This window comes from Anaerobacillus sp. CMMVII (assembly GCF_025377685.1).
GTDB lineage: Bacteria > Bacillota > Bacilli > Bacillales > Anaerobacillaceae > Anaerobacillus.
In genome coordinates this window covers 250,866-266,970 of sequence record NZ_JACEHK010000017.1, presented here as the reverse complement: position 1 = coordinate 266,970, position 16,105 = coordinate 250,866, and the positions used below count along the sequence as shown (strand labels likewise).

The 16,105-nt window shown below is 39.5% G+C and carries 11 protein-coding genes and 2 pseudogenes; 2 read left to right on the top strand and 11 right to left on the bottom strand.

The annotated features are described in order from the left end of the window. Positions 1 to 11: 11 nt before the first annotated feature. The 10 genes and pseudogenes from lgt to uvrB form a co-directional block, all read right to left on the bottom strand. Positions 12 to 863 (bottom strand): prolipoprotein diacylglyceryl transferase, encoded by an 852-nt coding sequence (lgt, locus tag H1D32_RS22745; RefSeq protein ID WP_261180478.1) that lies wholly within the window; start codon positions 861 to 863, stop codon positions 12 to 14. A gap of 123 nt (positions 864 to 986) precedes the next feature. Continuing rightward, complete coding sequence (gene hprK / locus H1D32_RS22740; protein ID WP_261180477.1) at positions 987 to 1,922, bottom strand: HPr(Ser) kinase/phosphatase; 936 nt, start codon at positions 1,920 to 1,922, stop codon at positions 987 to 989. Positions 1,923 to 2,406: 484 nt separating this feature from the next. After that, a complete protein-coding gene (locus tag H1D32_RS22735) occupies positions 2,407 to 2,763 on the bottom strand; it encodes a phage holin family protein (RefSeq protein ID WP_261180476.1) in 357 nt (118 codons plus the stop codon). 2 nt (positions 2,764 to 2,765) lie between these two features. After that, positions 2,766 to 2,969, bottom strand: a complete 204-nt coding sequence (locus tag H1D32_RS22730) for a PspC domain-containing protein (protein ID WP_314733485.1) — start codon at positions 2,967 to 2,969, stop codon at positions 2,766 to 2,768. A gap of 10 nt (positions 2,970 to 2,979) precedes the next feature. Continuing rightward, positions 2,980 to 4,068 (bottom strand): DUF4097 family beta strand repeat-containing protein, encoded by a 1,089-nt coding sequence (locus H1D32_RS22725; protein ID WP_261180475.1) that lies wholly within the window; start codon positions 4,066 to 4,068, stop codon positions 2,980 to 2,982. Positions 4,069 to 4,480: 412 nt separating this feature from the next. Then, positions 4,481 to 4,734, bottom strand: a pseudogene (locus H1D32_RS22720) (hypothetical protein); the annotation flags it as partial. Between the two features lie 104 nt (positions 4,735 to 4,838). After that, a complete protein-coding gene (locus H1D32_RS22715) occupies positions 4,839 to 5,342 on the bottom strand; it encodes a hypothetical protein (protein ID WP_261180474.1) in 504 nt (167 codons plus the stop codon). Beyond that, the gene (locus H1D32_RS22710) at positions 5,339 to 5,803 is read right to left on the bottom strand and encodes a hypothetical protein (RefSeq protein WP_261180473.1); all 465 of its coding nucleotides are present in this window, start codon (positions 5,801 to 5,803) and stop codon (positions 5,339 to 5,341) included. The genes H1D32_RS22715 and H1D32_RS22710 overlap by 4 nt, the downstream gene beginning before the upstream one ends. 205 nt (positions 5,804 to 6,008) lie before the next feature. Continuing rightward, a pseudogene (gene uvrA, locus H1D32_RS22705) lies at positions 6,009 to 8,872 on the bottom strand (excinuclease ABC subunit UvrA). 9 nt (positions 8,873 to 8,881) lie between these two features. Then, positions 8,882 to 10,855: an excinuclease ABC subunit UvrB gene (gene uvrB / locus H1D32_RS22700; RefSeq protein WP_261180472.1), complete on the bottom strand. Its 1,974-nt coding sequence runs from the start codon at positions 10,853 to 10,855 to the stop codon at positions 8,882 to 8,884. A 471-nt stretch (positions 10,856 to 11,326) separates the two neighbouring features. On the opposite strand from uvrB, the gene H1D32_RS22695 reads away from it, so the two are divergent. Continuing rightward, complete coding sequence (locus H1D32_RS22695; RefSeq protein ID WP_261180471.1) at positions 11,327 to 12,622, top strand: MFS transporter; 1,296 nt, start codon at positions 11,327 to 11,329, stop codon at positions 12,620 to 12,622. Between the two features lie 699 nt (positions 12,623 to 13,321). Here H1D32_RS22695 and H1D32_RS22690 read toward each other — a convergent pair. Then, positions 13,322 to 14,194: a TetR/AcrR family transcriptional regulator gene (locus tag H1D32_RS22690; RefSeq protein ID WP_261180470.1), complete on the bottom strand. Its 873-nt coding sequence runs from the start codon at positions 14,192 to 14,194 to the stop codon at positions 13,322 to 13,324. A 193-nt stretch (positions 14,195 to 14,387) separates the two neighbouring features. Here H1D32_RS22690 and H1D32_RS22685 point away from each other — a divergent pair, with 193 nt between their 5' ends. Continuing rightward, positions 14,388 to 15,872, top strand: coding sequence for a DHA2 family efflux MFS transporter permease subunit (locus tag H1D32_RS22685; RefSeq protein WP_261180633.1), 1,485 nt, complete (start codon positions 14,388 to 14,390; stop codon positions 15,870 to 15,872). The last annotated feature ends 233 nt before the right edge of the window (positions 15,873 to 16,105 follow it).

Genomic DNA, 16,105 nt, shown 5'->3' with positions numbered 1-16,105 from the left:
TCTCTCACTCCCTATTTGCTTTTCTTTTTCTTCACTTTCTTCTTCTCTGGTTCTGCATCTAGGTAACGCTCATCTGCTAGCCCCATTTTGTTACGATAAATAATCAGGACCACAGCGCCAATAATTGAAACTAACGATACGACCTGCGCGGTTCTTAGTAAATCAAACATCATTAAACTATCAGTACGTAAGCCTTCGATAAAAAATCTGCCTACTGAATACCAAATCACATACGCGAAGAATAGCTGACCGCGGCGTAAATTAACGCGACGTAGATATATTAAGATGGCAACCCCTAGTAAACTCCAAAGAGATTCATATAAAAATGTTGGATGATAATGCTGTCCATTAATGTACATCTGATCAATAATGAATTGCGGTAATTGCAGTCTATGCAAAAATTCAGGGTCAACTGGGCCACCGTGAGCCTCTTGGTTCATAAAGTTCCCCCAACGACCAATGGCCTGACCTAGTAAAATGCTTGGAGCGGCAATATCAGCAAGCTTCCAAAACGAAACGCCACGTTTTTTTGCAAAAATATAACCAGTAATAAGTGCACCAATTAAACCACCGTGGATTGCCAAGCCACCTTCCCAAATCGCCAAAATTTGACCTGGATGTTGACTATAGTAATCCCACTTAAAAATGACATAATAAAGTCTCGCTGAAATAATTGCAACCGGAATGGCATAGAGCAAAACATCAGCGAACATGTCTTTTGGTAAGCCACGCTTCACTGCCTCTCGATTTGCTAGTAAATATCCTAAAAACGCTCCAAACCCAATAATTAGCCCATACCAGTAGACAGTAAGAAACCCTAGATCAAGCGCCACAGGGTTCAATGGCTGAATTTGATAAATCATCTAAGCACCTCTTTCTTTTTTAGTGTAGAGTTTATAGTGTAGAGTGTAGAGTCTGTGAGGGTTTTGCTTCGCGGTTAAAACTCACAACACTCTAAACTTTACACTTTACACTCTAAACTCGTATTATATTTCCTCGCGATCGCCTTCTTCAATGACACTTGAAAGTCTTTCTGAAAATTCTTCTGCAGCGTTAATCCCCATTCGCTTAAGTCGGAAGTTCATTGCAGCAACCTCAACAATAACGGCAAGGTTACGACCTGGACGAACAGGTACCGTAATTCTTGGCAAGCCAGTGTCAAAAACTTTCATGATTTCTTCATCAAGCCCTAATCGATCATACGCTTTTTTCTGGTCCCAAAGCTCTAGATGAATCACTAACTGGATTGGTGTAAATAAACGAACGGCTCCAGCACCGAACAACGTCATTACATTAATAATTCCTAATCCGCGGATTTCTAGTAAGTGGCGGATTAATTCTGGTGATTTTCCAACAAGTGACCCATCATGCTCTTGGCGAATTTCGACAGAGTCATCTGCAACTAAGCGATGCCCTCTTCGAACTAAGTCAAGGGCCGTTTCACTTTTACCGACACCACTTGAACCAGTAATGAGAACCCCAATGCCATAAATGTCAATTAAGACACCATGAACAGCAGTCATCGGTGCCAATTGATTTTCTAGGTAGTTTGTTAAGGTACTACTTAAGCGCGTTGTCGTTAACTTCGAACGCATGACCGGCACGCCATATTTATCTGAGGCTACCAATAGTTGGGACGGAATTTCCAAACCACGAGAGATAATAATGGCTGGTGTATCGTATGTACAAAGACGTTCCATGCGGTCTGTTTTTTCACTTTCGTTTAGCTGAGCAAAGAACGTTAACTCCGTTTTTCCTAATAATTGAACACGGGTCGCTGGATAATAATTGAAGTAACCCGCCATTTCCATTCCTGGACGCGAGATGTCACTTGTCGTGATCGGGCGGTAAATTCCTTCTTCGCCACTAATTAGTTCGAGATCGAACACTTCCATTAAATGATGCGCTGTTACCTTTGGCATGAAACGTCCTCCATTCTTTCTCTAAAAAACTCATCTATGATACATCAATGAATTTCAACATTCATTTTTCGCAACTACGTTATAACTGTAGTTGCGTAGTTAAGGCAATTATGAAATTCACTCACATACATTTATTTTCACTTCTAAATGATGACTTATACATTTTACCATAATTAATCATCAATCACGTAGAATTTCACGTTGACAAAGCTCTTTTCGTAATAACTGCTCCTGCGGTTACTCGTCGCACAAAAAAACTAGTTGATTTTTAACCTAAGATAATTAGAAAAATCCCTAAGTTGAAGAATTCACCCAGTAGAATAAGTAAGAAAAGAGCATGCAACTAAATAAGTAGTGATATCTAAGTGTTTATGTGTAAAAATCCGGCTTTTGGGATTTTTACGAAAGCTACAAACTTTGCGAAAACAACCTTGTCAAAAAAAAACACTCAGATCCTATAGACCTGAATGTTTTCTGATTATCGTTATTTTTTTTGCATCGGTTTGACAACAAAATTATTGATCAGCATCGTTAATAGACTGATGATAATTGATGCAAAGATCGCCATCCCAAATCCGGAAATCTGAAAGGCGTCGCCCATCAAACTTGCCGTGATCATCAATGTTATCGCATTAATTACGAATAGGAAAAAACCGAACGTGATCACAGTCACCGGTAAGGTTAAGATCACAAGGATTGGCTTTAAGAGAATATTAATAATCGAAAGCAAGACACTTGCGATGATTGCTGCTGAGACACTTTCTAAATAAAAACCTTCAAAATAACCAGCAACGACGACAAGGACAACACTATTGACTAGCAGATGAATGAGCCAGCGCATGGTTAACGGACGTCCTGTTCATTTGGAATAAGCATTGTGGCTACTAGATACGCAATTGGCATCGTAAAAAACGCTGTAGGAATAATGAGAATTAGAAAAAGAATTCTCACGATTGTTGGATCAATATTAAAATATTGGCCTAAGCCACCACAAACCCCTGTTAATTTACGATCATGCTGGGTTCGAACTAACCTTTTCACTTTCATCTATTCCCTTCTAATTTTGAATGAGGATTGATCCAGTCCGTGCTTCTGCTTCTACGTAAAATACCGGCTCAACACCTTTATTTGAAACAAATGTTACTGATTTATTGACGATATCCTTTTTCTCATCAAGGATTTGCATATCTGGTAAATCACATGTAAACCCACCGACTACCGTTTTGAACTCTGCTTCTGTTTTCATATCAGCAGGTACAGTCATTTCGATGCTTCCTGTGGTTGTTTTTAGATAAGCTTTTGCTTTTACTTTTTCCGTCAGCTTGTATTTAATGGTGCCATTTAATGTTTCGATATCGACTTCGCCACCAGACACCGCTAAATTGACCGTGCCATGGACTGTTTTCGCTTCGACCTTTTCTGTTTCTAATGTAGTTACATTGATGCTGCCATTGACGGTTTCTAAGTTTGCTTTCGTACCCGTTAGCTTATCAATCGAAATACGTCCATTGACCGTTTTTGCTTCAAGTTCACGAGCTTCAATGGTTTCCCCATTTAAATGGCCATTAAATGTATATAACTTCACTTCTTCATAGGCTTTTCGTGGGATGTAGAACGTTGCGTTAATCTTCAACGACTTTTCACGAGATTTAAAGCGCAGCTTATCATCAGTGACATGAAAAGATACTTCATCTAAAAAATACTTACGAGCAGCCTCAACGTCTTTTTCCCGATAAACCTTTACTTTACACTCAACTCGAACATCATTTTCATCCCAAGGTACAAAGTTAACACTTCCATTTTCAACAGCGATGTCCACTCGTTGAATGTTGCTGTCACGGTGCTGGTAAATGTGATCAATTTCAACTGAGTTACCGAAGTTTAAATCAAGGTCGAACTCTTTAATTTTTTGAACAGCCTGCTCGATAAAATCGGTAAAGCGGTTCGTAAATGATGGTTGACTGTATTTCCCGCGATAATCTCTGCCGTTCTCCCAATCAACATCATTTGATAAAAATGTGTTAGCCTCTTTCTTTGAAGCCGTCTTCTCCGTTTCACCTAACTCCTTGAGTAACGCAACTCCCTCATCTGCGGTGATCTTTCCGTCCTCAATCATTTTTAAGATCATTTTGCGTTCTTCCTGCATAATAACAACCTCCTCTTATTTTACCTATCTTTAGTTACGATTCGAAAAAGAAAAAGTTTCTTCTCTATGGTTAGTATTTTCCATAAGTGATATCAATCAAAATGTAATTGTGAAAAAATAATTGTGAATTTCATTAGATAACTCAATTTTATCATCATCATACGAAAAAAAAACCGTCTTGAGACTGAGTAAATGAAATATGTGAGAAACTAAGTGGTGTAGATTGGTTTTTTTGTTTCTTCTATTGAGGTTATTCGAACAACTTTTTCGATTATTCGGCTAACTTTTGCATTTATTCGAACAACTTTTTGAGTTATTCGAACAACTTTTGTATTTATTCGGCTAATTCACCTATTTCAACCCATTTTCATGAGGAATTAAAAAACGAGGCTGACATCCGCCTCATTTTATTCTATCTTGATATCCCCTTAATTCGTTCTTTCATTCGTTCGCGATCTCGTTCTAAGATTGGTTTTAGGTATTGTCCTGTATAAGACGCAGCAGTGGCTGCGACGTCTTCTGGCGTTCCAATGGCGACGATCATTCCGCCTTTGTCGCCACCTTCTGGTCCAAGTCAATAATATGGTCAACAGTCTTAGTGACATCAAGGTTGTGCTCGATGACTAATACGGTATCCCCTTGATCAACAAGACGCTGCAGTACTTTCCATTCATTATTTTCACTACTACAACTCACTCCATGGTAAGTACTTATTTTGATAACTTAATTTTATCATCACCAAACGAAAAAAAAACCGTCTTGAGACTGAGTTACTCTTTTTTTGAGTGGAAATATGTAACCACATGGAAAAATAAGATGGTCAGAGGCTGAACGAATAAATACACGGAAAAGGAGTAAAAAACGTGCCACTCATCATATTTGAAAAAATGAAACAAAGAACCAAGGTATTCATATAATGTCCCTGCTAGGGATGTGAAAACAATGAATAGCACTAGGCCAATTCCTCTGAATTGAAAATGTGAATACACATAAATAAAAAAGTAACTAGAAAAAGAATAAAGCGGATAAGAGATGACATCAAATAGTTCATACTTCCCTGTATCTACGACATTATAAAAATTTGTTTTAGGTGCTGCTAATAGTTTATCTGCCACACGTGCTACCGTAGCCCCGAAAATAAGCAACAAGATCGTTATACTTGGTTTAAACTTTTTTGGTAAGCGCCAATAGGCAATGATCGCAATCATCAGCGATATGATAAAAAACCATTCATTTTCATCAAACTTTTGAGGAAGTGGTAACAGTTTGTTCACGATAGCACTCCCTCTTTGCTTAATTGTTTTCTAAATAGATAGTGCATTCCCATGATTAAGAGAAGCAAAGCGACCCAAAGAATAAAGGAAAAGAAAAAATTCCAATTGGTATGTTCAATAATTCCACTCCAAATTAATATCGACTCAAATAGAAGTAAAAGTATAAGGCAACTAAAGAAGGAAACTAACCGTTTTCCTTTGCTGTAAATACGTTCGATAAATAACTGAATCAGTAGCGGTAACCCAACCATTTGAACAAGTTTGAACGTTGAATGTAAATTCACTTTATCAGAAAGCGTCCAGAAATCCACATTATCAACAATCACAGACGTGGTACTAGTGATCGTAAATACTAGGACCATCCACAAAAAGACATGCTCGAGAATATGTAATCTTTTGGGTAACGCAAAAAATGTAACCATAATTATTAATGAGAGATTCATGCTAATGAGAAATTTCATTTTTAATCGATCCCTTATCTGTTTATCATCTCAGTAATTATGAGATTTATTTAGTTATTTTTTCCTGAAAGAATGAAAAAACACCATTACTTACGATAAATGGATGGGGACACTTTATTTTATGTACTCACATAGCACCGTTCTTTGGAAAAATTTTATCAATCAAAAAACGAGGCTGACATCATCCTGTCAGCCTCATTTCATTTTATCTTGATATCGCCTTAATTCGTTCTTTCATACGTTCGCGATCTCGTTCTAAGATTGGTTTTAGGTATTGTCCTGTATAAGATGTAGCTGTGGCTGCGACGTCTTCTGGCGTTCCTGTGGCGACGATCATTCCGCCTTTGTCGCCACCTTCTGGGCCCAAGTCAATAATATGATCTACAGTCTTAATGACATCAAGGTTGTGCTCGATGACTAATACGGTATCCCCTTGATCAACAAGGCGCTGCAGTACTTTGAGTAAGCGGTCGATATCATCGACGTGAAGTCCTGTTGTTGGCTCGTCAAGAATGTAAATCGTTTTACCAGTCGAACGGCGATGAAGCTCAGATGCAAGCTTGACGCGCTGTGCTTCGCCTCCAGATAAGGTTGTTGCCGGTTGGCCAAGTTTCATATATCCTAGACCAACATCTAGTAATGTTTGAATTTTTCGCTTGATCTTTGGGATGTTTGCGAAAAATTCGACGCCATCCTCAACTGTCATATCGAGAATTTCAGAGATTGATTTGCCCTTATAAGTAATGTCTAATGTTTCACGGTTGTAGCGTTTGCCATGGCAAACCTCACATGGAACGTAAACGTCGGGTAAGAAGTGCATTTCAATTTTGATAATCCCGTCGCCACGACAAGCTTCACAACGACCACCTTTGACGTTAAAGGAAAAGCGTCCTTTTTTATAACCACGGACTTTTGATTCGTTTGTCATCGCAAATACATCGCGGATGTCATCAAACACTCCTGTGTATGTCGCTGGATTTGACCTTGGTGTCCGACCGATGGGTGATTGGTCGATATCAATGACTTTATCGATATGATCTAAGCCATCGACTACTTTATGCTTTCCTGGCTTTACTTTTGTTCTATACAGATTTTGGGCTAGTGCTTTGTATAAAATTTCGTTTATTAAGGTACTCTTTCCTGAGCCTGACACCCCTGTAACAGCGACAAAAACACCTAATGGAAATTTCACCGAGACATTTTTCAGGTTGTTTTCGGTTGCTCCTTTAATCTCTAAGAAGCGTCCGTCAGACTTGCGTCGTTCTGCCGGAAGCGAAATGAATTTTTTCCCGGAGAGGTATTGCCCGGTTAACGATTGATCATCGTTCATAATTTCTTCAGGGGTACCTTCTGCCGTAATCATTCCACCATGAACTCCCGCACCCGGACCGATGTCAATAATATAATCGGCTGCCATCATCGTATCCTCGTCATGCTCAACGACAATCAGTGTGTTACCAAGGTTGCGCATATGCTCTAGGGTGGCAATCAGACGATTGTTGTCGCGCTGATGAAGTCCGATTGAAGGCTCGTCTAAAATGTAGAGAACCCCCATCAGTGAAGAGCCGATCTGTGTTGCTAAACGAATCCGCTGCGCTTCCCCACCAGATAACGTCCCCGCCGCTCTTGAAAGCGATAGGTAATCAAGACCGACATTAATTAAGAAGCCTAGACGCTCCCCGATTTCACGTAAGATCAGCCGGGCGATTGCCTGTTCTTTTTCAGTTAGGTCGAGTGTTTCGAAAAATTGCTTTGCCTCTTTGACAGACAGGGCAGTAATCTCGCCAATTTGTTTGCCATTAATGAGCACAGCCAAGCTTTCTTTTTCAAGCGGTTGCCGCGACAAGTTGGACATGGCTTTTGCGCCATGTAGCCTTCCATTTGTTCACGAATGTAATCTGAGCTTGTTTCTTTGTAGCGGCGCGCAAGGTTGTAAAGAACACCTTCAAACTCGATATGATTTTCACGAATATGGCCAAATTCATTCTCATAGCGGAAATAGATTTTTTCACCATTTGTACCAGCTAAAACTTTTTCAAGCAAATGCTTCGGAATTTGTTCGATTGGAACATCCATATCAATTCCATAATGATCACAAACACTCGTAAGTAGCTGCGGATAGTATTGAGAACTCGTTGGCTCCCAAGGTGCGATCGCATGGCCTCTTAAAGTCCGTGACCAATCAGGAATAACGAGATCTAAATCAACCTCTAGCTTTGTTCCGAGACCATCACAGGTTGGACAAGCACCAAACGGGCTATTGAAGGAAAACATTCTTGGTTCAAGCTCACCGATTGAAAACCCACATTGTGGACAGGCATGATGTTGGCTAAACAGTAGCTCTTCACCATCAATAATATCAATCATCACCCGACCATCAGCTAGATTTAAAGCTGTTTCTAATGAATCGGCTATTCTTGTTTCAATTCCTGGTTTGACGACGATCCGGTCAATCACGACCTCAATGTTATGTTTTTTGTTTTTTTCTAATTCAATCTCTTCGGCAACCTCGCGGATTTCGCCGTTCACGCGAACACGGACGAAGCCTTGCTTTTTTATATCTTCTAACGTCTTTACATGCTCACCTTTGCGTCCTGAAACTACCGGAGCTAAAATCTGCATTTTCGTACGTTCTGGGAAAACCATGATTTGATCGACCATTTGCTGAATTGTTTGGGATGAGATTTCAATCCCATGCTTCGGACAAACTGGACGCCCGATGCGAGCATATAGAAGTCGTAAATAATCATAAATTTCAGTGACAGTACCTACTGTCGATCGAGGGTTTCGGCTCGTCGTTTTTTGGTCAATTGAGATTGCTGGAGATAACCCTTCAATCGCATCGACATCCGGCTTGTCCATTTGTCCTAAAAATTGACGTGCGTACGCTGAAAGTGATTCTACATAACGCCGTTGTCCTTCTGCATAAATGGTGTCAAAAGCTAAAGACGACTTACCTGATCCAGACAAGCCTGTCAGAACAACGAGCTTGTCTCGGGGGATTGTTACATCAATATTTTTTAAATTGTGAGAACGCGCCCCTTTTACAACGATATTTTCTAAAGCCATTTATTCATGTCACCCTTCCGCTTTTAACTCCAATATTAAATCACGTAGCTCGGCAGCGCGTTCGAAGTTTAATGCTTTTGCCGCTTCTTTCATTTCTGCTTCCATTCGCTCGATCACGGCAGCACGTTCTTTCTTGCTTAACTTCGTGATTGGCGGTGCTACGTAGTCTTCGTCTGTTTCTGCTACTAATGTAGCTTTGATAAGATCCGGTATATCCTTTTGAATAGTTGTTGGGACAATTCCGTGCTTTAAGTTATATGCTTCTTGGATTGCGCGACGACGATTTGTCTCTTTGATCGCAATATCCATGGAATTGGTGATTTTATCGGCGTACATAATGACATGTCCAGAAGCATTTCGGGCTGCACGACCTGTTGTTTGAATTAACGAGCGTTCTGAGCGTAAAAACCCTTCTTTGTCAGCATCTAAAATCGCCACGAGTGAAACTTCAGGAATATCAAGCCCTTCTCGAAGCAGGTTAATCCCGATAAGGACATCAAACGTGCCCAAGCGGAGCTGACGAATGATTTCGATCCGCTCTAACGTTTTAATCTCAGAATGTAAGTAGCGAACCTTGATCCCGAGTTCTTTTAAATAGTCGGTCAAGTCTTCAGACATTTTCTTCGTTAATGTCGTCACAAGGACTCGTTCATTTTTTTCGACACGGTCATGGATTTCGCCAATTAAATCATCAATTTGACCATGAATTGGTCGTACATCTATTGTAGGGTCAAGCAGTCCTGTTGGGCGAATAATTTGCTCAACCATTTTCGGTGTATGTTCTAATTCGTAAGGACCTGGTGTTGCTGAAACAAAAATCGCTTGCTTAACCTTTTTCTCAAATTCTTCAAAGCGTAGCGGCCGGTTGTCCTTCGCTGAAGGCAAGCGGAATCCGTGGTCGACTAACACTTGTTTTCTAGCTTGGTCACCATTGAACATCCCTCGAACCTGAGGCAGAGTTACATGGGACTCATCGACAACCATCAAAAAGTCTTCTGGAAAGAAATCAAGTAAAGTATATGGTGTCGCACCTGGCTCACGAAACGTTAAATGGCGCGAGTAGTTTTCAATTCCGTTGCAATAACCCATTTCTTGCATCATTTCAATATCGTAGCGGGTTCGTTGCTCAAGTCGCTGCGCTTCAAGGAGCTTCCCGTTTTCATGAAGCTCCTTCAGTCGCTCTTCAAGTTCAGCTTCAATATGAACGATCGCATTTTTTAGTTTCTCTTCACGAGTAACGAAGTGGGATGCTGGGAAAATAGCGACATGGCTACGTTCGCCAAGAATTTCACCGGTCAAAGCATCAACTTCTGTCATCCGGTCAATTTCATCCCCAAAAAACTCAACACGAATACAGCGCTCGTCTTTTGAAGCCGGAAAAATTTCAACGACATCCCCACGAACACGGAAGGTTCCACGGGTAAAATTAATGTCATTGCGGTCATATTGAATGTCTACCAAATCACGAAGAAGCTGATTGCGGTCTTTTTCCATGCCTGTACGAAGAGAGACAACTAGATCTCGATATTCCTCAGGTGAACCTAACCCATAAATACATGAGACACTGGCAATAATAATGACATCCTGGCGCTCGAATAAAGAACTAGTTGCTGAGTGACGTAGTTTGTCAATTTCGTCGTTAATGCTGGCGTCCTTTTCAATGTATGTATCCGAATGGGCAATGTAGGCCTCTGGTTGGTAGTAGTCATAATACGAAACGAAATATTCAACAGCATTATTAGGGAAAAATTGCTTAAACTCACTGTAAAGCTGGCCGGCTAACGTTTTATTATGGGCAATGACCAGTGTCGGCTTGTTCACTTGTTTAATGACATTGGAAATCGTAAAGGTCTTCCCTGTCCCTGTAGCCCCCAGCAAAGTTTGCATTCGTTTTCCTTCGTTTATTCCAGAAACTAATTCAGTGATCGCACCGGGCTGATCACCTTGTGGCTCATATTTTGAAACAAGCTGAAATTGCTCCAAATTTGCCCCCTCCAATTTTGTATTTTTAGTGAACGATTTTTCATCGTTGTTGTCACAAAGTCTGTCTAAATCCGCTTTAACCATTATATCACAAGCTTATCATATTCAAACATCATTTACGAACATATATTCTTCTGTGATAAAAAATACATTCGGCAGATTTTGGCACGTGATACACTGATTTCACTAATTAACATTATTGAACAATTGTTTATAGTATTAAAACTTTTAGGCATGCTAATTTTAGGCTCTTTTCGTAAACATTGCTATTTAACCTAAAATAATTGGAACAATCTCTTAGACGAAGAATTCACCCAGTAGAACAAGTAAGAAAAGAGCAATGCTTACCAAATAAGTAGTGACATTTTAATGTTTATGTGTAAAAATCCGGCTTTTGGGATTTTTACGAAAGTAACAAGCTTTACGAAAACAACCTAATTTTAAGATTATTTTTTACCGGAGGAATGACATATGGCAAAACTAACAAATTGGACACCAGAAAATGAACAATTCTGGGAAACAGAAGGCAAGAAAATCGCCAATAAAAATTTAGGTATCTCAGTATTTGCACTAATTCTTGCTTTTTGTGTCTGGCAACTTTGGTCTGTAACCGCAGTGCGCTTAAACGATGTTGGCTTTAATTTTACCAGTGGTGAATTATTTACGCTTGCTGCGTTGCCTGGTTTAACAGGGGCAACGTTAAGGTTAGTATATACTTTTTTACCAAGTATTTTAGGTGGGAAACGCACAACTCTTCTTACAACAGCTGTTTTATTAATTCCAGCGATCGGAATTGGTTTCGCTGTTCAAAATCCAGAAACTCCTTATTCTGTCATGGTTTTTCTGGCAGCACTTTGTGGTTTAGGTGGCGGTAATTTAGCTTCATCAACGGCTACACTTAATCCATTTTTCCCGAAAAAACGCAAAGGTACGGCAAATGGCATTAACGTAGGGATTGGTAATCTTGGTGTCAGCGTCGTGCAGTTTGTGACACCAATTGTTATTGGTGTTGGGTTCATAGGAGCTTTCACCGGTGGCGGACAAATCATGCCTAATGGTAACGAAGTCTATATTCAAAATGCGGCATTTATTTGGGTCGTACCGATTATTATCGCGTTCTTTTTAACGCTATTCTTTATGGATGAGCCACCAGTTGTTAAACAAAGTATTGGGGCACAGCTTTCGGTGTTAAAACTAAAGCACACGTGGATTATGGCTTGGTTGTATATTATGTGCTTTGGTTCATTCATTGGATTTGCAGCTGCATTTCCATTATTAATCCGGTCCGAGTTTCCGGAAATTAATGCTGTTTCATTTGCCTTTTTAGGACCATTCGTAGGGGCGAGTGTTCGTCCATTAGGCGGATGGATCTCTGATAAAGTGAACAGCGGTTCAAAGGTTACCCTGTGGGTCATTGTCAGCATGATACTCGCAACTGGTGGTGTCATTTACTTCTTACAAGCACACAACTTTACTGGTTTCCTTATCATGTTCTTGATTTTATTTGCTGCAACTGGGATTGCCAACGGTTCGACATTTAGAATGGTTCCATTTATCTTTAATGAAAAAGCCGTTGCACCTGTGTTAGGGTTAATCGCTGCATTCGCGGCATATGGTGCTTTCTTTATCCCGAAAATTTTTGGCTGGTCAATCGAAACTACTGGCAATGCCGACTTAGCCTTATATATCTTTATTGGATACTACGTGATTAGCCTTTGGGTATGCTGGAATTGGTATACAAGGAAAAATTGTGAGGTTAAGTGTTAGATGCAGTGTAGAGTGTAAAGTGTAGAGTGTAGAGTTTTGTGGGTGTTGCTTTGTAGTGTGTAGTTTTGAGTTTTGAGGGATGAGTTTTGAGTTTTTGTGAGTAGCGCTTTGTTGAGTTGTGTGGGCGTCACTTTGTAGAGTGAGTTTTGAGTTTTGAGTTTTGAATTTTGAGGGTTGAGTTTTGAGTTGTGGCGGTCCAGCTACGCTGAATGGAATGTAGAATGTAGAATTTTTTGGACATCGCTTCGTAGTGTGTAGTTTTGAGTTTTGAGGGATGAGTTTTGAGTTTTTGTGAGTAGCGCTTTGTTGAGTTGTGTGGGCGTCGCTTTGTAGAGTGAGTTTTGAGTTTTGAGGGATGAGTTTTGAGTTATTGGACTGGACTTCGGAGCTATACTTTCACCAACTCATAACTCATAACTCAACACTCTTAACTTTTTTAGTTGTGTGGGCGTCGCTTTGTAGAGTGAGTTTTGAGCAATTGTGAGTAGCTCTGTGGTGCTAAATTAATAATAAAAAGTAGTCGTTCCTGGTTGGGGCGGCTACTTTTTGACTTTGGAAGGGGATTTTTATGTATTTCCCGGTGTTACTCGAACATTTCCCGTGGTTATTCGAACATCTGTCACGGTTATTCGTACAAGTAACTCCTTTATTCGAACATTTCACTAATCTCCGAAAAAAAACACCGCAAATGGCGGTGTTTTAGGCTTTCGTAAAATATGTTGAAACGAGCTGCTCGAGCTCCTCTATTTGATTTTTTTCATATATAGAATTTTTCAAAGCTGAAAGTGTACTCTCAATTAAATACTTGCGCGGGTTTTTGGCGTGTAATAGTTCTTCTTGAATAAAGTCTAGCAGCTCGGCTGCTTTTAACTTGTCAATATCAGAAACACTTTTTTTCATAGTTGCTAAAGTATGGGTCAGCTTTTCGTGAAAGTTGACTTTCGTTTGATTAGGCAGCCATTTATCTAAAAGTTCGGGTGGGTTTAGTTGCTCACCTGATTTAACCAGATCCTTTGCTATGTTCTCAATTCGATTTACACTAAAACGGACGACTTGATGCACACCTACATTTGTCTCATGATCCATTGCATAGTACTTCATGTTGTGATGGATAATTCCCAAGAACATGATGGCACAATCTAATAAATACGGTTTTTTATCAGCTCCGAAAATTTCTAGAAAGCGTTGGTATGTCCAATGAAGCATTCGTAGTTGCCCTTCTTTAATGAACTGCTTAAGCTCAACATCGTTGGAAATGAGCACTTCTTCAAAAAGGGTAAAGAGTTTATTTTTTTTATTTGTATTTAATTGAAATTCGATTTGTTTTATGAACATATCAATATTAGATAAATCCTGACCGATGAGGAGTTCATCTCGTTCTTTTTCCATTTTCAAATAGATAGCTTTAACTAGAGCCATTAATAGTTCGTTTTTAGATGAAAAATAATTATAAAATGTACCTTTGGAAATTCCACTGTAATCCAATATATCTTGGATAGACGTTGCTTGGAATCCTCTATCAATAAATAATTGGTGAGCCATTTTGATAACATGTTGTTTTCGATCATTCATAATTACTATCACCTTTATAAAATATAATTTATACTCCTAGTACAATTCCAATCATACCTTAATTAATGGTTATAAACAAACCTTATTATATGAAAAGATAATATCATTGAAATACTTGAACTGGTAGTATAATATAATGTTGTGAACTAAGAGTATAAAATAATGAACTTACAGTACACTGGAGGGAATCATGATGGATCAATCAATCACGCCTAATCGTCCTAATTATGGCATTCTTGCTGTTCTCATGGTTGGGGCTTTTATAGCTTTTTTGAATAACACGTTATTAAATATTGCTTTGCCTTCGATTATGGCAGATTTACAGGTAGGAACAGCGACGGTACAATGGCTGACTACAGGTTTTATGTTAGTAAACGGAATTATCATCCCAATAACCGCCTATCTCATTCAAAAGTATTCGGTTCGACGACTATTCATCACAGCAATGGGGCTGTTTACGATTGGTACGATTGTTGCCGGAACCTCTTATGTATTTCCACTATTATTAACAGGGAGAATGCTTCAAGCTTCTGGAACGGCCATCATGATGCCACTGTTAATGAACGTCATGTTAATCAGCTTTCCAATTGAAAAAAGAGGAACAGCTATGGGAGTATTAGGGTTAATTTTAATGGCTGCACCAGCAATCGGTCCTACAACCTCTGGCTGGATCGTCGAACATTATCACTGGAGGATGCTGTTTCATTTTGTAACACCAATTGCAATCACCATTCTTTTGCTAGGAATTTTCTTACTAAAGGACAAAAAGGGCAAAGTCGACCTTCGCTTTGATATATTTTCTCTTGTTTTATCAAGTATCGGTTTTGGTGGGATCCTCTATGGATTCAGTTCTGCTGGTAATATGGGGTGGAACAACCCTATCGTTTATCTAGCAGTTAGTATCGGTATCGTCTCATTAATTTTCTTTATCATGCGTCAATCAAAACTAGAGAGGCCTATGTTGAACTTTGGTATTTATAAATATCCAATGTTTGCTTTATCATCCGCTATTAGTATGGTGCTGAACATGGCTATGTTTTCAGGAATGCTGCTTTTACCAATCTATGTTCAAACGATCCGGGGCATCTCCCCGTTTGATGCTGGATTGATGATGTTACCCGGAGCTCTTGCGATGGCTTTTATGTCACCAATCACAGGGCGGTTATTCGATAAGTTTGGCGGGCGAGCACTCGCGATTATTGGGCTATCGATCACAACGGTGACGACCTATCTTTTCAGTACAATTTCACTTGAGACGACCTACAATTATTTAATGATGTTAAATGCTGTTCGAATGTTAGGTATATCGATGGTGATGATGCCAGTGTCAACAAATGGATTAAATCAGTTACCGACACGTTTTTATCCGCATGGTACTGCTATGAACAATACCTTAAATCAAGTTTCCGGTGCCATCGGAACAGCGCTATTGGTAACCATTATGTCGACTCGAACTACATCAGTTGCCAAGACGATGACAGCAGATTTAGTTGAAGTATCTGAGGCAGCACTAGCAGAGATCCAAATGCTAGCGATGCTAAATGGAATTAATTTTTCATTCTTTATTTCTACGTTTATTGCAGCTCTCGCACTACTCCTTGCATTATTTATCAAGCGTGCAAAACAAGCGGAAGATCCACTAGAAATAGAGAAAAAAGCAACAGTGGAACGAGGTTGAAGCTAAAGATACCAGGGACAGATATTGCCCCTGGTTTTTTGTTGAGTAGGTTTTCACTTAAATCCAACTGTCATTTTTGCAACCCACACGCTAAATAGTTCATCATAATTGACAAGTGCTTTTTGCTTTTTGTATATTTACACATGCAGTTAGTTGTTATAGCAACCATTATCCGTTTATTTGCATTTTTTCGCACCACGACAACTATTGGTTGCTATAACAACCATCTATAT

Coding starts and splice junctions, on each gene's coding strand:
- hprK (WP_261180477.1), bottom strand. CDS start 1,922: ATGCCAAAGGTAACAGCGCATCATTTAATGGAAGTGTTCGATCTCGAA.
- H1D32_RS22690 (WP_261180470.1), bottom strand. CDS start 14,194: ATGAATGATCGAAAACAACATGTTATCAAAATGGCTCACCAATTATTT.
- H1D32_RS22710 (WP_261180473.1), bottom strand. CDS start 5,803: ATGAAATTTCTCATTAGCATGAATCTCTCATTAATAATTATGGTTACA.
- H1D32_RS22735 (WP_261180476.1), bottom strand. CDS start 2,763: ATGCGCTGGCTCATTCATCTGCTAGTCAATAGTGTTGTCCTTGTCGTC.
- H1D32_RS22730 (WP_314733485.1), bottom strand. CDS start 2,969: ATGAAAGTGAAAAGGTTAGTTCGAACCCAGCATGATCGTAAATTAACA.
- H1D32_RS22695 (WP_261180471.1), top strand. CDS start 11,327: ATGGCAAAACTAACAAATTGGACACCAGAAAATGAACAATTCTGGGAA.
- lgt (WP_261180478.1), bottom strand. CDS start 863: ATGATTTATCAAATTCAGCCATTGAACCCTGTGGCGCTTGATCTAGGG.
- H1D32_RS22685 (WP_261180633.1), top strand. CDS start 14,388: ATGGATCAATCAATCACGCCTAATCGTCCTAATTATGGCATTCTTGCT.
- H1D32_RS22725 (WP_261180475.1), bottom strand. CDS start 4,068: ATGCAGGAAGAACGCAAAATGATCTTAAAAATGATTGAGGACGGAAAG.